The sequence below is a fragment of the Sphingopyxis panaciterrae genome, from assembly GCF_011762125.1.
GTDB classification, from domain to species: domain Bacteria; phylum Pseudomonadota; class Alphaproteobacteria; order Sphingomonadales; family Sphingomonadaceae; genus Sphingopyxis; species Sphingopyxis panaciterrae.
On the sequence record NZ_JAASQN010000001.1, the window covers coordinates 795,359 to 811,334 of the forward strand.

At 67.7% G+C, this 15,976-nt stretch carries 13 protein-coding genes; 3 read left to right on the top strand and 10 right to left on the bottom strand.

Features of this window, described 5'->3' with window-relative positions; genetic code table 11:
- Positions 1-11 precede the first annotated feature (11 nt).
- Positions 12-1,667 carry an ArnT family glycosyltransferase gene (locus tag FHR22_RS03485; protein ID WP_166938972.1) on the top strand — a complete coding sequence of 552 codons (1,656 nt, stop codon included), beginning with the start codon at positions 12-14 and terminating at the stop codon, positions 1,665-1,667.
- Here the strand turns inward: FHR22_RS03485 and FHR22_RS03490 are convergent.
- From FHR22_RS03490 to hutI, 5 genes are read right to left on the bottom strand one after another with little or no spacing between them, the layout of a single operon-like run.
- Positions 1,647-2,198, bottom strand: coding sequence for a HutD family protein (locus tag FHR22_RS03490; protein ID WP_166938974.1), 552 nt, complete (start codon positions 2,196-2,198; stop codon positions 1,647-1,649). The two genes, FHR22_RS03485 and FHR22_RS03490, sit on opposite strands and share 21 nt — an antisense overlap.
- Entirely contained in the window at positions 2,195-3,880 is a 1,686-nt protein-coding gene (gene hutU / locus FHR22_RS03495; protein ID WP_166938976.1) for a urocanate hydratase, read from the bottom strand. The genes FHR22_RS03490 and hutU overlap by 4 nt, the downstream gene beginning before the upstream one ends.
- Positions 3,877-4,680, bottom strand: a complete 804-nt coding sequence (gene hutG / locus FHR22_RS03500) for an N-formylglutamate deformylase (RefSeq protein ID WP_166938979.1) — start codon at positions 4,678-4,680, stop codon at positions 3,877-3,879. The genes hutU and hutG overlap by 4 nt, the downstream gene beginning before the upstream one ends.
- Complete coding sequence (gene hutH, locus FHR22_RS03505; protein WP_208417469.1) at positions 4,680-6,209, bottom strand: histidine ammonia-lyase; 1,530 nt, start codon at positions 6,207-6,209, stop codon at positions 4,680-4,682. The genes hutG and hutH overlap by 1 nt, the downstream gene beginning before the upstream one ends.
- Positions 6,206-7,405 (bottom strand): imidazolonepropionase, encoded by a 1,200-nt coding sequence (hutI, locus tag FHR22_RS03510; protein ID WP_166938981.1) that lies wholly within the window; start codon positions 7,403-7,405, stop codon positions 6,206-6,208. The genes hutH and hutI overlap by 4 nt, the downstream gene beginning before the upstream one ends.
- A gap of 366 nt (positions 7,406-7,771) precedes the next feature.
- Between hutI and FHR22_RS03515 the strand changes: the two genes are divergently transcribed.
- Together FHR22_RS03515 and hutC are read left to right on the top strand one after the other, a co-directional pair.
- Positions 7,772-9,151: a formimidoylglutamate deiminase gene (locus FHR22_RS03515; protein ID WP_166938984.1), complete on the top strand. Its 1,380-nt coding sequence runs from the start codon at positions 7,772-7,774 to the stop codon at positions 9,149-9,151.
- Positions 9,148-9,858 carry a histidine utilization repressor gene (hutC, locus tag FHR22_RS03520; RefSeq protein ID WP_166938986.1) on the top strand — a complete coding sequence of 237 codons (711 nt, stop codon included), beginning with the start codon at positions 9,148-9,150 and terminating at the stop codon, positions 9,856-9,858. The genes FHR22_RS03515 and hutC overlap by 4 nt, the downstream gene beginning before the upstream one ends.
- Before the next feature lie 128 nt (positions 9,859-9,986).
- On the opposite strand, the gene FHR22_RS03525 is transcribed toward hutC, so the two are convergent.
- From FHR22_RS03525 to FHR22_RS03545, 5 genes are read right to left on the bottom strand one after another with little or no spacing between them, the layout of a single operon-like run.
- Complete coding sequence (locus FHR22_RS03525; RefSeq protein ID WP_208417470.1) at positions 9,987-10,772, bottom strand: formate dehydrogenase accessory sulfurtransferase FdhD; 786 nt, start codon at positions 10,770-10,772, stop codon at positions 9,987-9,989.
- Positions 10,769-11,011, bottom strand: a complete 243-nt coding sequence (locus FHR22_RS03530; protein WP_166938988.1) for a formate dehydrogenase subunit delta — start codon at positions 11,009-11,011, stop codon at positions 10,769-10,771. Before FHR22_RS03530 ends, FHR22_RS03525 begins: the two co-directional genes overlap by 4 nt.
- Complete coding sequence (fdhF, locus tag FHR22_RS03535; RefSeq protein WP_166938991.1) at positions 11,011-13,872, bottom strand: formate dehydrogenase subunit alpha; 2,862 nt, start codon at positions 13,870-13,872, stop codon at positions 11,011-11,013. The genes FHR22_RS03530 and fdhF overlap by 1 nt, the downstream gene beginning before the upstream one ends.
- Before the next feature lie 4 nt (positions 13,873-13,876).
- Complete coding sequence (locus FHR22_RS03540) at positions 13,877-15,451, bottom strand: formate dehydrogenase beta subunit (RefSeq protein WP_166938993.1); 1,575 nt, start codon at positions 15,449-15,451, stop codon at positions 13,877-13,879.
- A complete protein-coding gene (locus FHR22_RS03545; protein ID WP_166938995.1) occupies positions 15,448-15,915 on the bottom strand; it encodes a formate dehydrogenase subunit gamma in 468 nt (155 codons plus the stop codon). The genes FHR22_RS03540 and FHR22_RS03545 overlap by 4 nt, the downstream gene beginning before the upstream one ends.
- Between the last annotated feature and the right edge of the window lie 61 nt (positions 15,916-15,976).

Here is a 15,976-nt window from a genome sequence, read left to right on the forward strand (position 1 = left end):
GGTTCAACACCATGACGGACCCGATGCCCGAAGCCCGCAAATCGCCCTGGAGGCCCCTCGTCGGGCCGGCGCTGCTATGCCTCATCCTGATCGTCGCCGCGGTGCTGCGGATCGACGGCGTCGGGTTCGGCCTGCCGGCATTGAACGATGCCGACGAGCCCCTGTTCATGGCGAACGCCGTCGAGATGCTGTCCGGGCCGACGTTGAACCCCGGATGGTTCGGCCATCCGGGTACGATCACTTTCTATTCGCTGATGCTGGTGATCGCGCTGGTGGGGGGCATCGGTGTGGCCACCGGCCGTTTTGCCGACATCGATGCCTTTGTGGCCGCAGTTTACGCCGACCCCGGGATCATCTTCCTGCCCGCGCGGTTGCTGATGGTCGCGTTCGGCGTCGCCTGCGTGTGGATGACCTGGCGGCTCGGCAGGCGGCTGGGCGGGACGCGCGTCGGGCTTGCCGCTGCGGCGATCCTGGCGGTCAATGCGGTGCATATCGAATATTCGCAGATCATCCGCACCGATATGCAGGCGAGCCTGTTCATGCTGCTGTGCGCCCAGTCGGCGCTGATGATCGCGCAGGACGGGCGCCGCCGCGACTTCCTGCTGGCGGGACTGTTCACCGGGCTTGCCTGCGCAACGAAATGGCCCGCGGCGGTGATCGGCGTGACCGTGATCGGCGCCGGCCTCTACCAGTGGCGTCTTGGCTCGACGAAGCTGCGCGAACTGGCGCTGTTCGGCCTGACCGCCGTCGCCACCTTGTTCGTCGTTTCACCCTTCCTGCTGATCGATCACGCGACCGTGCTGCAGAATCTGTCGGGCGAAGCGCGGCCGTTGCACCCCGGCGCGACGGGGGGCGGGCTCTTTGCCAATCTTGGTTGGTATGTCGGGGGACCGCTGCTCGCCTCGCTGGGGTTTGGCGGGATTGTGCTTTCGGGGGTCGGCATGATCTGGGGGGCGGGGGACAGGCGACGCTGGGCGTTCGTGATCCTGCCTTTTTGCCTGACTTTCCTGCTCGTCATCGCGGCGCAGTCGCTGCGTTGGGAGCGATGGCTCGTTCCGTTGCTGCCTTTCGCCGCGCTCGCCGCCGCGCGCGCCTTGGGCGGGCTGGCCGACCTGTTGCCGGCGCGGCGGGCGCAATTCGCGTTTCCCGCGATCCTCCTCCTCCTGATCATACCCATGGCCGGAACCGCGCGGATCGAGGCGGCCGAGCGGCGGCACGACACGCGCCAGATCGCCTCGGCCTGGCTGCGCGAGCACGCGCCGCCGGGAAGCCGGATATTGATCGAGCATCCGGCCTTCGACCTGCTCGGCGAACCATGGCGGCTGCTGTTCCCGATGGGGTCGGCGGGCTGCGTCGACGTTCACGACCTGCTGGCCGGACGCGTCAGCCAGTCGGATGTCGAACGCCGGCGGCACGGCGGGGCGATCGTCGATGTGGGGCATATCGACATGGCGCGGCTGGAAAGTTGCCGCGCCGATTTCGCCGTGGTGACCAATCATCTGCGCTATCGCGGCGACGCTGCGCATTATGGGGCGGAATTGCAGCGCTACGACCGGTTGCTGGCGGGCGGGACGCTGCGTTTGATCGCGCGCGCCGAACGCGGGCGGAGTGCGGGACCCGAGGTTCAGGTCTTCGACTTGCGGCCCTTAAAGGGTGTTGCAGAATAGCGCGGCGATGACGGATGCGGCGGCGGTTGCATCGCCGGCTCCCAATAACAGGGCGTCGTGCGGCGCCAGATCGAAGCGCTCGCCGCCCAGGCAAACCGCGGTCTGTTCGGTCGCGAGCAGCAACATATGGTCGGCGCTGGCCCGAATTTGCGTGCCATGTTCGACCTGCGTCCGGACGAGACCGCGCCGCGCCATGATGTTCAGAACCGTGCAGGCGCCGCCGACCGGTGCGCCCGTCACCGCTGCTTCGCCCGGAAAGGCGAACGCGGGATCGCCGGGCTGAAGGCGCCGCGCGCTATCCCGGTCGATCGTCAGCGACAGCGCGCCGGCGAGCGGCAGCAGCAGGCGGTCGACGCCGGGAAAGGCCGAGAAGGGCCCCGCCGTGTCGATCGTCGCGATGCTGGCGCGCCAGACGAAGTCGCCATCGCCCGCGCCCGGGGGGAAGACGGCGACGTCGCGGGTCACGCCGCCGCCGTTTCGCCATGGACGGGCGATGCGTTCGGCCGCCGGCAGATGCTGAACAGCCGTCACCCCAGGATGCCGGGCAGGTCCAGTTGCTTGGCGCGCGCATGGTCGAGCGCGATGTCATAGCCTGCGTCGGCGTGGCGCATGACGCCGGTGGCGGGGTCGTTCCACAGCACGCGTTCGAGGCGCGCGGCGGCTTCGGGGGTGCCGTCGGCGACGATGACCATGCCGCTGTGCTGCGAAAAGCCCATGCCGACGCCGCCGCCATGGTGCAGCGACACCCAGGTCGCGCCGCTCGCGGTGTTGAGGAGGGCGTTGAGCAGCGGCCAGTCGCTGACCGCATCGCTGCCGTCGCGCATCGCTTCGGTCTCGCGGTTCGGCGAGGCGACCGAGCCCGAATCGAGATGGTCGCGGCCGATGACGACGGGGGCCTTGAGTTCGCCCTTCGCCACCATTTCGTTGAAGGCGAGGCCGAGCCGGTGGCGGTCGCCGAGTCCGACCCAGCAGATGCGCGCGGGCAGGCCCTGAAAATGGATGCGCTCTCGCGCCATGTCGAGCCAGCGGTGGAGATGGGCGTTGTCGGGCAGCAGTTCCTTCACCTTGGCGTCGGTCTTGAAAATATCCTCGGGATCGCCCGACAGCGCGGCCCAGCGGAACGGTCCGACGCCGCGGCAGAACAGCGGGCGGATATAGGCGGGGACGAAGCCGGGGAAGTCGAAGGCATTTTCGACGCCTTCGTCCTTGGCGACCTGGCGGATGTTGTTGCCATAGTCGGTCGTCGGGACGCCCGCGGCCTGGAAGTCGAGCATCGCGCGGACGTGCGTCGCCATCGACGCCTTGGCCGCCCTGGCGACCGCCTGCGGGTCGCTTTCGCGCTTGGCGAACCATTCGGCGACGCTCCAGCCTGCGGGGAGGTAGCCGTTCACCGGGTCGTGGGCGCTCGTCTGGTCGGTGAGGAGGTCGGGGCGGATGCCGCGGCGGTAGAGTTCGGGGAGGATTTCGGCGGCGTTGCCGAGCAGGCCGACCGAGACGGGTTTCCCGTCGGCATGGCCTTGTTCGATGATCGCCATCGCTTCCTCGATCGTCGCCGCCGAGGCGTCGAGATAGCCGGTGCGCAGGCGCATATCGATACGGCTCGGCTGGCATTCGATCGCGAGGCACGAAGCGCCCGCCATCACCGCGGCGAGCGGCTGCGCGCCGCCCATGCCGCCGAGGCCGGCGGTGAGCAGCCATTTGCCCGACAGATCGCCGCCATAATGCTGGCGGCCCATCTCGACGAAGGTTTCGTAGGTGCCCTGCACGATGCCCTGGGTGCCGATGTAGATCCACGAACCGGCGGTCATCTGGCCGTACATGGCAAGCCCGCGCTTATCGAGTTCGTTGAAATGGTCCCAGTTCGCCCAATGCGGCACGAGGTTGCTGTTCGCGATCAGCACGCGCGGCGCGTCGGCGTGGGTACGGAACACGCCGACGGGCTTGCCCGACTGGACGAGCAGCGTTTCATCCGCTTCGAGGCGCTTCAGCGTTTCGACGATCTTGTCATAGCTTTCCCAGTCGCGCGCGGCGCGGCCGATGCCGCCATAGACGACGAGTTCCTCGGGCCGCTCGGCGACGTCGGGGTGGAGGTTGTTCATCAGCATGCGCAGCGGTGCTTCGGTGAGCCAGCTTTTCGCGTTGAGTTCGGTGCCGGTCGGCGCCTTGACGATGCGGCTGTTGTCGAGTCTCGGATTGATGGGGCGGGTGGTCATTTTTGTCCTTTCGCAAAATCGAGGGTCGCGGCGATCACCTGCCGCAGCACGGGGAGGATCGCGGGATCGGGATCGAGGGGGGAGGGCCAGTTGGCCTCTGCCGGTTCAGCAGGCTCGGCCATGTAGCCGCGCTGCGCGAGTTCCATCTGGATGGCGTGGATGCCCTCGTCCGGGCGGCCGTAGTGGCGCGTCGTCCAGCCGCCCTTGAAGCGGCCGTTGACGACGTGGCTGCGGCCGCTGGCGGCGCAGATTGCCGCAACAGCCGCTTCAAGCACTTCGTCGCACGTCGTCCCGTCGTTGGAGCCGATATTGAACTGCGGCAATTCTCCGTCGAACAGGCGCGGGACGTGGCTGCGGATCGAATGGGCGTCGTAGAGGACGACGCGGCCGTGGTGCGCGCGCAGGCGGGCGAGTTCGGCGGCTAGCGCGTCGTGATAGGGGCGATGATAGAGGTGAAGCCGCTGCATGATCTCCGCCTCGTCGGGCTCGCCGAAACGGTAGAGCGGTTCGCCGTCGAAGGTGGTGGTCGGGCAAAGCTCGGTCGTCGCCTGTCCGGGATAGAGCGAAGCGCCCGACGGGTCGCGGTTCATGTCGATCACCGCGCGCGAGATATCGGTCGCCACGGTCGTTGCGCCCATCGCGCGCACGAAGGCGTAAAGATCGGCGATCCACCAGTCGGTGTCGAGCCGCGCCTGCCAGGGCGAGACGAACTGGTCATCAAGGCCGGCAAGACCGGTGCCGCCATGCGGGAAGGCGACGACGAGCGGGGCGTCGCCGCGATCGACGCGCAGCCAGTCCATCAGGCGACGCCGGGCAGCGGGGCGCCCACGGCTTCGATCAGCGCGCCGCCGCGGACGAGGCGGTTCGCCGCCTCCATGTCGGGGTGGAAATGCCGGTCATGGTCGAGCGTCGGGACGTCGGCGCGTAGCCGCGCACGGGCGCGTTCGAGTGTTTCCGACGAAGCGAGTCCGCTGTGGAAGTCGCAGCCCTGCGCCGCCGCGAGCAGTTCGATGCCGATGACCGCGGTCGCATTCGCCGCCATGTCGAGCAGGCGCCGCGCCCCATGCGCCGCCATCGACACATGATCTTCCTGATTGGCCGAGGTCGGGATCGAATCGACGCTGGCGGGATAGGCGCGCTGCTTGTTTTCGCTGACCAGCGCCGCGGCGGTGACCTGCGGGATCATGAAGCCCGAATTGAGCCCCGGCTGCGGCGTCAGGAAAGCGGGGAGGCCCGACAGCGCGGGGTCGACGAGCATCGCGACACGGCGTTCGGCGATCGAGCCGATCTCGCAGATCGCGAGCGCGATCATGTCGGCGGCAAAGGCGACGGGTTCGGCGTGGAAATTGCCGCCGGAGAGCGCTTCGTCGGTGTCAGGGAAGATCAGCGGATTGTCCGAAACACCGTTCGCCTCGATCTCCAGCGTCGTTCCCGCCTGGCGCAATATGTCGAGCGCGGCGCCCATCACCTGCGGCTGGCAGCGCAGACAATAAGGGTCTTGCACCCGCGCGTCGTTTTCGAGATGGCTGGCGCGGATCGGCGACCCGGCCATCAGGCCGCGCAGCGCCGCCGCGACCTCGATCTGGCCGCGATGGCGGCGCAGGTCGTGGATGCGCGGATCGAAGGGCGTGTCCGAACCCTTGGCGGCTTCGGTCGACAGCGCGCCGGTGACCAGTGCCGAACGGAACAGCAACTCGGTCTCGAACAGCCCGGCGAGCGCGTTGGCGGCTGAAAATTGCGTGCCGTTGAGCAGCGCGAGCCCTTCCTTGGCGGCGAGGGTGATCGGCGTGAGTCCGGCGCGGGCGAGCGCATCGGCGGCGGGCAAGCGTTCGTCGCCCGTGAAAATCTCGCCCATGCCGATCATCGTCACCGCCATATGCGACAAGGGCGCCAGGTCGCCGCTGGCCCCGACCGATCCCTGGGCGGGGATGACCGGGGTCAGGCCGTGGACGAGCATCGCTTCGAGCAAGGCGACGGTTTCGGGGCGGACGCCCGAGGCGCCCTGCGCAAGGCTGGCGAGTTTCAGCGCCATCATCAGCCGGATGACCGGCACCGGCGACGGATCGCCGACCCCCGCCGCGTGGCTGAGCACGATATTCCGTTGCAGCGCCGCGAGATCGGCGTCGTCGATGCGGACGCTCGCGAGCTTTCCGAAGCCGGTGTTGATGCCATAGACCGGCTCGCCATGCGCGAGGATGCGGCCGACCGCCGCCGCGCTTTCGGCGATGCGCGGGGCGGATGCGGGGTCGAGCCGGACCGCGGCGCCGCGATAGATGGCGCGCCAGTCGGCAAGCTTCACGGTGCCGGGAACAAGCAAGATGTCGGTCATTGACCACTCCAGATACGGGCATGGAGCGGGTTCAGCCCCATGCGATAGACGAGTTCGGCGGGATGTTCGATGTCCCAGATGGCGAGGTCGCAGCGCTTGCCGGCTTCGAGCGTGCCGATCTGGCCCTCCAGCCCGAGCGCGCGCGCGGCGTTGCGCGTGACCCCCGCGAGGCATTCGGCGACGGTCAGGCGGAACAAAGTCGCGCCCATGTTCATCACGAGCAGCAGCGAGGTGAGCGGCGAGGTGCCGGGATTGCAATCGGTCGCGAGCGCGATCGGCACGCCAGCCGCGCGCAACGCGTCGATCGGCGGCAGCTTCGTCTCGCGCATGAAATAATAGGCGCCGGGGAGCAATGTCGCGACGGTATTCGACGCCGCCATCGCGGCAACGCCCGCTTCGTCGAGATATTCGAGATGATCGGCCGACAGCGCGCCATATCGCGCCGCGAGCGCCGCGCCATGCTGGTTCGACAATTGTTCGGCGTGCAGCTTGACCGGCAGGCCGGCGCGCTTTGCGGCGTCGAAGACATTCTGCGTCTGCTCGGCGGTGAAGCCGATGCCTTCGCAAAAGGCGTCGACCGCGTCGGCGAGGCCAAGCCGGGCGATTTCGGGCAGCATGGTATCGGCGACGACCGCGATATAGGCGTCGGCATCACCGGCATATTCGGGCGGCAGTGCGTGCGCGCCGAGGAAGGTCGCCGCGATGCCGACCGGGCGTTCTTCGCCAAGCCGCCGTGCGGCGCGGAGCATGCGAAGCTCGCTGTCGAGATCGAGGCCATAGCCCGATTTGACTTCGACCGTCGTCGCGCCTTCGGCGATCAGCGCATCAAGGCGAGGGAGGGCCGATGCGACGAGCTCGTCCTCGCTCGCCGCGCGCGTCGCGCGCATCGTCGACACGATGCCGCCGCCGGCACGCGCGATGTCTTCATAGGAGGCGCCGTCGAGGCGCATTTCGAATTCGCGGGCGCGGTCGCCGGCATGGATCAGGTGGGTGTGGCAGTCGATCAGGCCCGGGGTAATCCAGCGGCCGGCGCAGGCGATGGTTTCGCGGGGGTCGAACGCCGGGGCGCCGGCTGCGGGGCCGGCATAGGCGATGATGCCGCCAGCGGCCGCGACGAGCCCGCGTTCGACGATGCCCAGACCGTCGCCGGTCATCGTCGCCAGTCTGGCCTCTCTCCACAAGGTGTCGCAGCGCATGCTCGTCGCCTTTTATCTGTTCCGAAAGCATGCCGCGAACGAACTGCCCGTATCGGACGAAGCCGAGGCTCCATCGGCCAAAGGGGGGGGGGGGGAGGCCGCGGTGCAACTCGACTTCGCCCGACGCAGATGGATCACGTGGGTCCATCTGCAATCGCCATGCCGGTCGCAATGATTTGCACGATATGGATAGTAATGTATAGACATAATTTGAGGTGCTGGTGATGCGGTTTGGAAATCGGGAGCGATTTTTGTTTTTTCGTCACCCCGGACTTGACCCGGGGCCCCCCTAAACGACGGTGAAATCTCCCGATAAGAACGACGTCGCCACCTTTCAAATTTGTACGGCATATGGAGAAACGGCCTATGGCAACGCTGCATCGGACGGGTGATCGCGTCCTCTTCTTCGACCGGGCGATGCTGGCGTCGGGCTGGGCCCGCGACGTCCGGCTGACGATCCGGTCGGGGATTATCGCCGCGATCGAAACCGGTGCGGCGCCGCGGCCCGACGACGACCGGCACGGCTGCGCGCTGCCGGGCATGGCCAATCTGCATAGCCACGCGTTCCAGCGCGGCATGGCGGGGCTGGCCGAGCGGCGCGGACCGTCGGACGACAGCTTCTGGACGTGGCGCGAGGTGATGTATCGCTTTGTCGGCCGCATGACGCCCGAAGACCTGCACGCGATCGCGGCGCTTGCTTATCTGGAGATGCTCGAAGGCGGCTTTACGCGCGTCGGCGAGTTTCATTATCTTCATCATGATATCGGCGGGGCAGCCTTTGGCGACCCGGCCGAAATGAGCTCCGCGATCGTCGCGGCCGCGCAGGAGAGCGGGATCGCGCTGACGCTGTTGCCGGTGCTCTATTCGCATTCGGGTTTCGGCGCGCAGCCGCCGCAAGCCGCGCAATTGCGCTTCGTCATGGACAGCGATCGTTATGCGCGGCTGATCGAGGCAGCGGACAAGGTGGCCGTCGCGCTGCCCGACGCCGTCGTCGGGATCGCCCCGCACAGCCTGCGCGCGGTGTCGGCCGAACAGCTCGATGCGCTGGCGGAGCTGGGCGCCGGCCGCCCGGTGCATATCCATATCGCCGAACAGGTGAAGGAGGTCGCCGATTGCGTCGCCTGGAGCGGGCAGCGACCGGTCGAATGGCTGCTCGACCACGCGGCCGTCGACAAGCGCTGGTGCCTCGTCCATGCGACGCATATGACCCCCGATGAAACAGAAAGACTGGCGAAGAGCGGCGCGGTCGCCGGGCTTTGTCCGATTACCGAAGCCAATCTGGGCGACGGCCTGTTTCCGGCCGAAGCCTTTGTGGCGGCGGGCGGGCGTTTCGGGGTGGGGAGCGATTCGAACGTGCTGATCGATGCGAGCGAAGAGCTTCGCCTGCTCGAATATGGCCAGCGGCTGCTGCATCGCGGCCGCAACATGCTGGCCGGCGGCGAAGGGCGGTCGACGGGGGCCGACATTTATGCGGCGGCAGTCGACGGCGGCGCGGCGGCGCTTGGCGCCGCGGGCGGGCTGCGCATCGGGGCGGCCGCGGATATCGTCGGGCTCGACCTTGGCCATCCCTCGCTTGCCGGAAAGGCCGATGATGCGCTGCTCGATGCCTATATCTTCGCAGCGGGTCGCAGCGCGATCGATGATGTCTGGCGCCGCGGCGAGCGGCTGGTGAGCGGCGGGCGGCATCGGGACCGCGCCGGGATCGTGCGCCGTTATATCGCGGCACTCGGCAGGCTGGCGGCGTGAAGCAGCCGCTCCACGACCGCATCCGTTCGGATTATGAAGCGCGCATCCTGTCGGGTGCGCTGCTCCCCGGCGCGCGGTTGCCGACCGAGCTGGAATTGATGCGCGACTATGCTTGTTCGCGGATGACCGTGAACAAGGCGCTGTCGGCGCTGACCGCGGCGGGGCTGATCGACCGGCGCAAGCGCGCGGGGACGTTCGTCGCCCGGCCGCGGGTGCATTCGATGGTGCTCGATGTCCCCGATCTGGAGCAGGAAGTCGCCCAGCGCGGGCAGCGCTATCGTTACGACCTGTTGCGGCGGGAGGTCCGGATGCCCGATCCCGGCACCGCCGAAGAGACATTATTGGCGGGCGCCGGTCCGTTGCTGGTTCTCGACGGCGTGCATCATGCCGACGATGTGCCGCTGGCCAGCGAGCAGCGGTTGATCAGCCTGTCGGCGGTGCCCGAGACCGAGGGCGTCGATTTTGCGGGCGCGTCGCCCGGCGCGTGGCTGCTCAAGCATGTGCCGTGGACGCAGGCCGAAACGCGCATCGCGGCGGTCGGTGCCGACCGGGCGGTTGCGGCGGGGCTTAACCTGCTGCCTGGATCGCCCTGTCTGCTGATCGAGCGGCGGACGTGGCGCGGCGATGACGGGATCACGCTGGTACGGCAGCATTTCGTCGGATCGGCTTATGACCTGATCGCGACCTTCGGACCGGCGAAGGGTTAGGTCGGCAGCGGACTTTTCTTTTCCATCGTCATCCCCGCGGAGGCGGGGATCCCGCTTGGCGGTCGCGGAAGAAAAAGCGGGATTCCCGCCTTCGCGGGAATGACGAGATAGGAAGTTTGCAGGCGCGCTCAGCGCGGGAGCGCGAGCATCGCGTCGGATCGGGCGAGCACGCGCAATTCCAGCCCGGCATCGGCCGCGCGCTCGACGGCGAGGCGGGTGGGCGCCGAAATCGTCACCAGCAGCGGGCAATCGGCGAGCACCGCCTTTTCGACGAGCTCGAACGAGCAGCGCGAGGAGAGCAGGGCAAAGCCGCCGTCCCACGTCGCATCGGCGCGCCGCATCGCGCCGATCAGCTTGTCGAAGGCGTTGTGGCGCCCGACATCCTCGCGCACCAGCTTGATCGCGCCGTCCGCATCGGCCCAGGCGGCGGCGTGGACGGCGCCGGTGCGGCGGTTGAGCGCCTGATGCGCCGCGAGGTCTGCGAGGGCGCGGAACACGGCCGCCTCATTTGCTGAACAAACCGCGGTGACGCGCGGTAGCGGGCGGATCGCCTGTTCGAGATTCTCGATCCCGCACAGCCCGCACGACGAATCGGTCGCGCGGTGGCGGACGCGGTCGAGCAGCGCCGCGGTCCGCTCGGCAGGGAGGTTGGCGCGCGCGACGATGCCGCGGTCAGTCTGGTGAAGCGCCACCTCGACCGCCACGTCGCCGGGCGATTGCAGGCGTTCGGCGATCAGGAAGCCGGCGACCAGATCGGCGATATCGGCGGGAGTCGCCATCAGCACCGCATAGCCGATGCCGTTGAATTCGAGCGCGATCGGGACTTCTTCGGCCAATTCGCGCGCGATGGCGCTTTCGCCGCCGTCGGGGGTCAGGCGCCGGAACGCCTGTTCGGTCACCGCGGGGTCGCTCAAGCGGCGGCAATCCGCTCGATTGCGGCGGCGGCGATCGGCGACAGGGCACCGGGGCGATCCAGGGCGAGCTGGACGATACGCTGGCGCATCAAGGGATCCCAGAACTGGCGAATATGGTCGGCCGTCATCTCGACCGCCCGCGCGTCGCCCTCGGCTTCCAGATTGCGGGCGATCTGGTTCGCCATATGGACCAGCCGGTCGGCGGTCGACATGACGTCGCTATCGTGCGCGCCGGCCATTATTCGGCAGCCTCGACGGTCATGATGCGGCGGCTCTGGCGGGCCTGTTCGGCATAATCTTCCTGCCAGTCGGATGGGCCGTTGGAGAGGCCGACCTGGACCGCCGTCACCTTATATTCGGGGCAATTGGTCGCCCAGTCCGAGTAATCGGTGGTGATGACGTTGGCCTGCGTGTCGGGGTGGTGGAAGGTGGTGTAGACGACCCCGGGCGCGACGCGTTCGGTGATCAGCGCGCGCAGCGTCGTTTCGCCGGCGCGGCTCTTCAGGCTGACCCAGTCACCCTCCTTGATCCCGCGATTCTCGGCATCGAGCGGATGGATTTCCAGCCGGTCCTCGGGATGCCAGGCGGTGTTGGCAGTGCGCCGTGTCTGCGCGCCGACGTTATAATGACTGAGGATGCGGCCGGTGGTGAGCAGAAGCGGGAAGCGCGGCCCGGTCTTTTCGTCGGTCGGGACATAATCGGTGACGACGAACTTGCCCTTGCCGCGCACGAAACCGTCGATGTGCATCGTCGGCGTGCCGTCGGGCGCGGCGTCGTTCGCGGGCCATTGCAGCGAGCCTTCGGCCTCCAGCCGGTCGTAATGGACGCCGGCGAAGGTGGGGGTGAGCGCCGCGATCTCGTCCATGATCTGCGACGGGTGCGTATAATTCCAGCCGAGACCCATCGCGTTGGCGACGAGCTGGACGACCTCCCAGTCGCCATAGCCGTTCAGCGGCGCCATCACCTTGCGCACCATCTGAATGCGGCGTTCGGCGTTGGTGAAGGTGCCGTCCTTTTCGAGGAAGGTCGATCCGGGCAGGAAGACATGCGCGTAATTGGCGGTTTCGTTGAGGAACAGGTCCTGCACGACGACGCATTCCATCGCGGCGAGGCCCGCGGCGACGTGGTGTGTATTGGGGTCGGACTGGAGGATATCCTCGCCCTGGATGAACAGCCCCTTGAAGCTGCCGTCGGTCGCGGCGTCGAGCATGTTGGGGATGCGGAGGCCGGGTTCGCTGTCGAGGGTGACGCCCCACGCCGCCTCGAACGTCTCGCGCACCGCGGCGTCGGAGACGTGGCGGTAGCCCGAAAATTCGTGCGGGAAGCTGCCCATGTCGCACGCGCCCTGGACATTGTTCTGACCGCGCAGCGGGTTCACGCCGACACCCTCGCGCCCGATATTGCCCGTCGCCATCGCAAGGTTGGCGATTGCCATCACGGTCGATGAGCCCTGGCTGTGCTCGGTGACGCCGAGGCCATAATAGATCGCGGCGTTGCCGCCGGTGGCATAGAGGCGCGCGGCGGCGCGCAGGTCGGCGGCACGGACGCCGGTCAGCGGTTCGATCGCTTCGGGCGAGCGGCTCGCTTCCGATACGAAATCGGCCCAGTCCTGAAATTCGTCCCAGTCGCAGCGGGTGCGGATGAAAGCCTCGTCGTAGAGCTTTTCGGTCGCCACGACATGCGCCATCGCGGTCAGCAGCGCGACGTTGGTGCCGGGACGCAGCGGGAGATGATGTTCGGCGGCGATGTGCGGCGATTTCACCAGATCGATGCGGCGCGGGTCGATCACGATCAGCTTCGCGCCCGCTTTACCGTTTTTTGGCCGTAGCCGCTGCTTCATCCGGCTGCCGAAGACCGGGTGCGCATCGGTCGGATTGGCGCCGATGACGAGGATGACGTCGGCCTGTTCGACGCTGTCGAAATCCTGCGTTCCCGCCGATGTGCCGAAGGTCGTCTTCAGCCCATATCCGGTCGGCGAGTGGCAGACGCGGGCGCAGGTATCGACATTATTGTTGCCAAAGCCCTGGCGGATCAGTTTCTGGACGAGGAAGGTTTCCTCGTTGGTGCAGCGTGACGAGGTGATGCCGCCGACGGCTAGGCGGCCATATTTGTCCTGAATGCGGCGGAATTCGCTTGCCGTATGGGCGATCGCTTCGTCCCAACTCACCTCGCGCCACGGTTCGCTGACGCTGGCGCGGATCATCGGACTCAGGATGCGTTCCTGATGCTGGGCATAGCCCCAGGCGAAGCGGCCCTTGACGCAGCTATGGCCGCGGTTCGCCTTGCCGTCCTTCCACGGCACCATGCGCACCAGTTCCTGCCCGCGCATTTCGGCACGGAAGGTGCAGCCGACGCCACAATATGCGCAAGTGGTGACGACGGCGCGGTCGGGGGTGCCGGTTTCGACCACCTTCTTCTCGATCAGGCTCGCGGTCGGGCACGCCTGCACGCAGGCGCCGCACGAGACGCAATCGGAGGCGAGGAAGCTGTCGTTCTGCGATGCGGCGATCTTCGAGTTGAATCCCATGCCCTCGATCGTCAGCGCGAACGTACCCTGCACCTCGTCGCAGGCGCGCACGCAGCGCGAGCAGACGATGCATTTCGACGGATCGAAATCGAAATAGGGGTTCGACTGATCCTTCGGCTGCCCCATGTTGGTCGCGCCGTCATAGCCGTAGCGCACGTCGCGCAGGCCAACGGCGCCGGCCTGATCCTGAAGCTCGCAATCGCCGTTCGCGGCGCAGGTCAGGCAGTCGAGCGGATGGTCGGAGATATAAAGCTCCATCACCCCGCGGCGAAGCTGTTTCAGCCGCTCGGTCTGGGTGCGCACGACCATGCCCTCGGCGACCGGGGTGGTGCACGAGGCGGGGTATCCCGCGCGCCCTTCGACCTCGACGAGGCAGAGGCGGCACGAGCCGAAGCTTTCGACATTGTCGGTCGCGCACAGCTTGGGGATCGACCCGCCGCTGAGCGAGGCGGCGCGCATGATCGACGTGCCTTCGGGCAGCGTGACCTGCTCGCCGTCGATCGTCAGCGTGACGTTGCGGCCGGTCACCAGCGCGGGCGGGGTGCCGTGGTCGGTTTCGCGGGTGAAACCCATGTTCTTACTCCGCTGCTTCAAGGGCCGGCGCGGGGGCGCCGAAATCTTCGGGGAAATGATCGAGCGCGCTCAACACCGGATAGGGGGTGAACCCGCCGAGCGCGCAAAGCGAGCCATATTTCATCGTGTCGCACAGGTCGCGGAGCAGCGTGGTTTGCGCGCCGAGGCTGACGTCGATGCGGTCGGGCGCGCGCGAATAGAGCGCCTTGCCCAGTGTTCCTTCCTGCGTGGCGGTGCGGGCCGGCTCGGTCTCGCGCGCCGCGATGATGCGGTCGACGATCTCGACCCCGCGCGTCGAGCCGATCCGGCACGGCGTGCATTTGCCGCAGCTTTCGGCCGCGCAGAATTCCATCGCAAAGCGCGCCATATGCGCCATGTCGACGCGGTCGTCGAAGATAGTGATCCCGGCATGGCCGATCAGCCCGCCGGCTTGGGTGAAGGCTTCATAATCGAACGGCAGGTCGAACATCGATGGCGGGAAATAGGCGCCGAGCGGCCCGCCGACCTGCGCCGCGCGTACCGGGCGGCCGCTGGCGGTGCCGCCGCCGATGTCGTTCACCAGTTCGCCGAGGGTGATGCCGAAGCCGACCTCGAACAAGCCGCCGTGCTTTACATTGCCCGCGAGTTGCACTGGCATCGTGCCGCGCGAGCGGCCGAAGCCGACATTGGCATAAGCGTCGGCGCCCTCGGACAGGATGAAGGGGACGGCGGCGAGGCTCAGCACATTGTTGATCACCGTCGGCTTGCCGAACAGGCCGGCGAGCGCGGGGAGCGGCGGCTTGGCGCGCACCTGGCCACGCTTGCCCTCGATGCTGTCGAGCAGCGCGGTTTCCTCGCCGCAGACATAGGCGCCGGCCCCGGCGCGCACTTCGAGGGTGAAGGGGGCGATGCGGCCTGCCGACAGGGCGATGGCGTCGCGCATCGTATCAATCGCGAACGGATATTCGCTGCGGATATAGATATAGCCGTGGCTGGCGCCGACGGCGTGCGCGGCGATCGCCATGCCCTCGATCAGGCAATAGGGATCGCCCTCCATCAGCATGCGGTCAGCGAAGGTGCCGCTGTCGCCTTCATCGGCGTTGCAGACGATATATTTGGGGCTATTCGGCGCATCGAGCACCGTCTGCCATTTGATCCCGGTCGGGAATCCGGCGCCGCCGCGGCCGCGCAGCCCGCTCGCCTTGACGGCGTCGACGACCGCCTGCGGTTCGGCGGCGCGTGCGATGTCGAGGCCGATCCAGCCGCCGTGCGCGGCATAGTCGGCGAGGCTCAGCGGATCGACGATACCGCAGCGGGCGAAGGTGAAGCGCTGCTGCTTCGCGAAGAAGGGCAGGGCGGCGATGTCGCCGAGCCGGTTCGGATGGCTGCCGTCGAGGATGGCGGCGACGTCGGCGGGCGTTGCCGGGCCATAGCCGATGCGGCCTTCTGCGGTTTCGATCTCGACCAGCGGTTCGATGCTGAACAGCCCGCGCGATCCGGTGCGCACGACCTCGCAGCCCGCGTCGGCAAAGGCGCGCGCGACATCGTCGGCGCCGAGCGCGACCGACGCCATGTCGCGGCTGATGAAGACGCGCGTCATGCCGCGACCTCGGCGGCGATGCGGTCGAGCGCCGCCGTATCGATCCGCGCCATCGGGCGTCCGTCGACCAGCGCATTGGGGCCGATCGCGCAGAGGCCGAGGCAATAGACGGGTTCGAGCGTGACCTGGCCGTCCCGGCGCGTCTCGCCCATCGCGACGCCGAGCCGTTCGGCGGCGGCGGCCTCCATCGCGGCGCCGCCGCGCGACTGGCAGCTTTCGGCGCGGCACAATTTGACGATATGGCGCCCCGCGGGCTGGCGGCGATAATCGTGGTAGAAGGTCAGCACGCCATGGACGTCGGCGCGGCTGAGGTTCAGCGCCGCGGCGATGGCCGGGACGAGCGTGTCATCGATATATCCTATCTCGTCCTGCACCGCGTGCAGCAGCGGCAGCAGCCGGTCGCGTCCGCTGCCTTCGCGGCGGACCCAGCCGTCGATGAGCAGCTTCGCTTCGTCCAATCCCATGTACGCCATCCTTTTCCGGCAAAGTCAGTGGCGTAGAGGCGTGCGCAGGTCAAATCGATCT

Coding starts and splice junctions, on each gene's coding strand:
- FHR22_RS03545 (WP_166938995.1), bottom strand. CDS start 15,915: ATGGGATTGGACGAAGCGAAGCTGCTCATCGACGGCTGGGTCCGCCGC.
- FHR22_RS03530 (WP_166938988.1), bottom strand. CDS start 11,011: ATGGCCGGCGCGCACGATAGCGACGTCATGTCGACCGCCGACCGGCTG.
- FHR22_RS03485 (WP_166938972.1), top strand. CDS start 12: ATGACGGACCCGATGCCCGAAGCCCGCAAATCGCCCTGGAGGCCCCTC.
- FHR22_RS03540 (WP_166938993.1), bottom strand. CDS start 15,451: ATGACGCGCGTCTTCATCAGCCGCGACATGGCGTCGGTCGCGCTCGGC.
- fdhF (WP_166938991.1), bottom strand. CDS start 13,872: ATGGGTTTCACCCGCGAAACCGACCACGGCACCCCGCCCGCGCTGGTG.
- hutU (WP_166938976.1), bottom strand. CDS start 3,880: ATGACCACCCGCCCCATCAATCCGAGACTCGACAACAGCCGCATCGTC.
- hutG (WP_166938979.1), bottom strand. CDS start 4,680: ATGGACTGGCTGCGCGTCGATCGCGGCGACGCCCCGCTCGTCGTCGCC.
- hutH (WP_208417469.1), bottom strand. CDS start 6,209: ATGACCGACATCTTGCTTGTTCCCGGCACCGTGAAGCTTGCCGACTGG.
- FHR22_RS03515 (WP_166938984.1), top strand. CDS start 7,772: ATGGCAACGCTGCATCGGACGGGTGATCGCGTCCTCTTCTTCGACCGG.
- hutI (WP_166938981.1), bottom strand. CDS start 7,405: ATGCGCTGCGACACCTTGTGGAGAGAGGCCAGACTGGCGACGATGACC.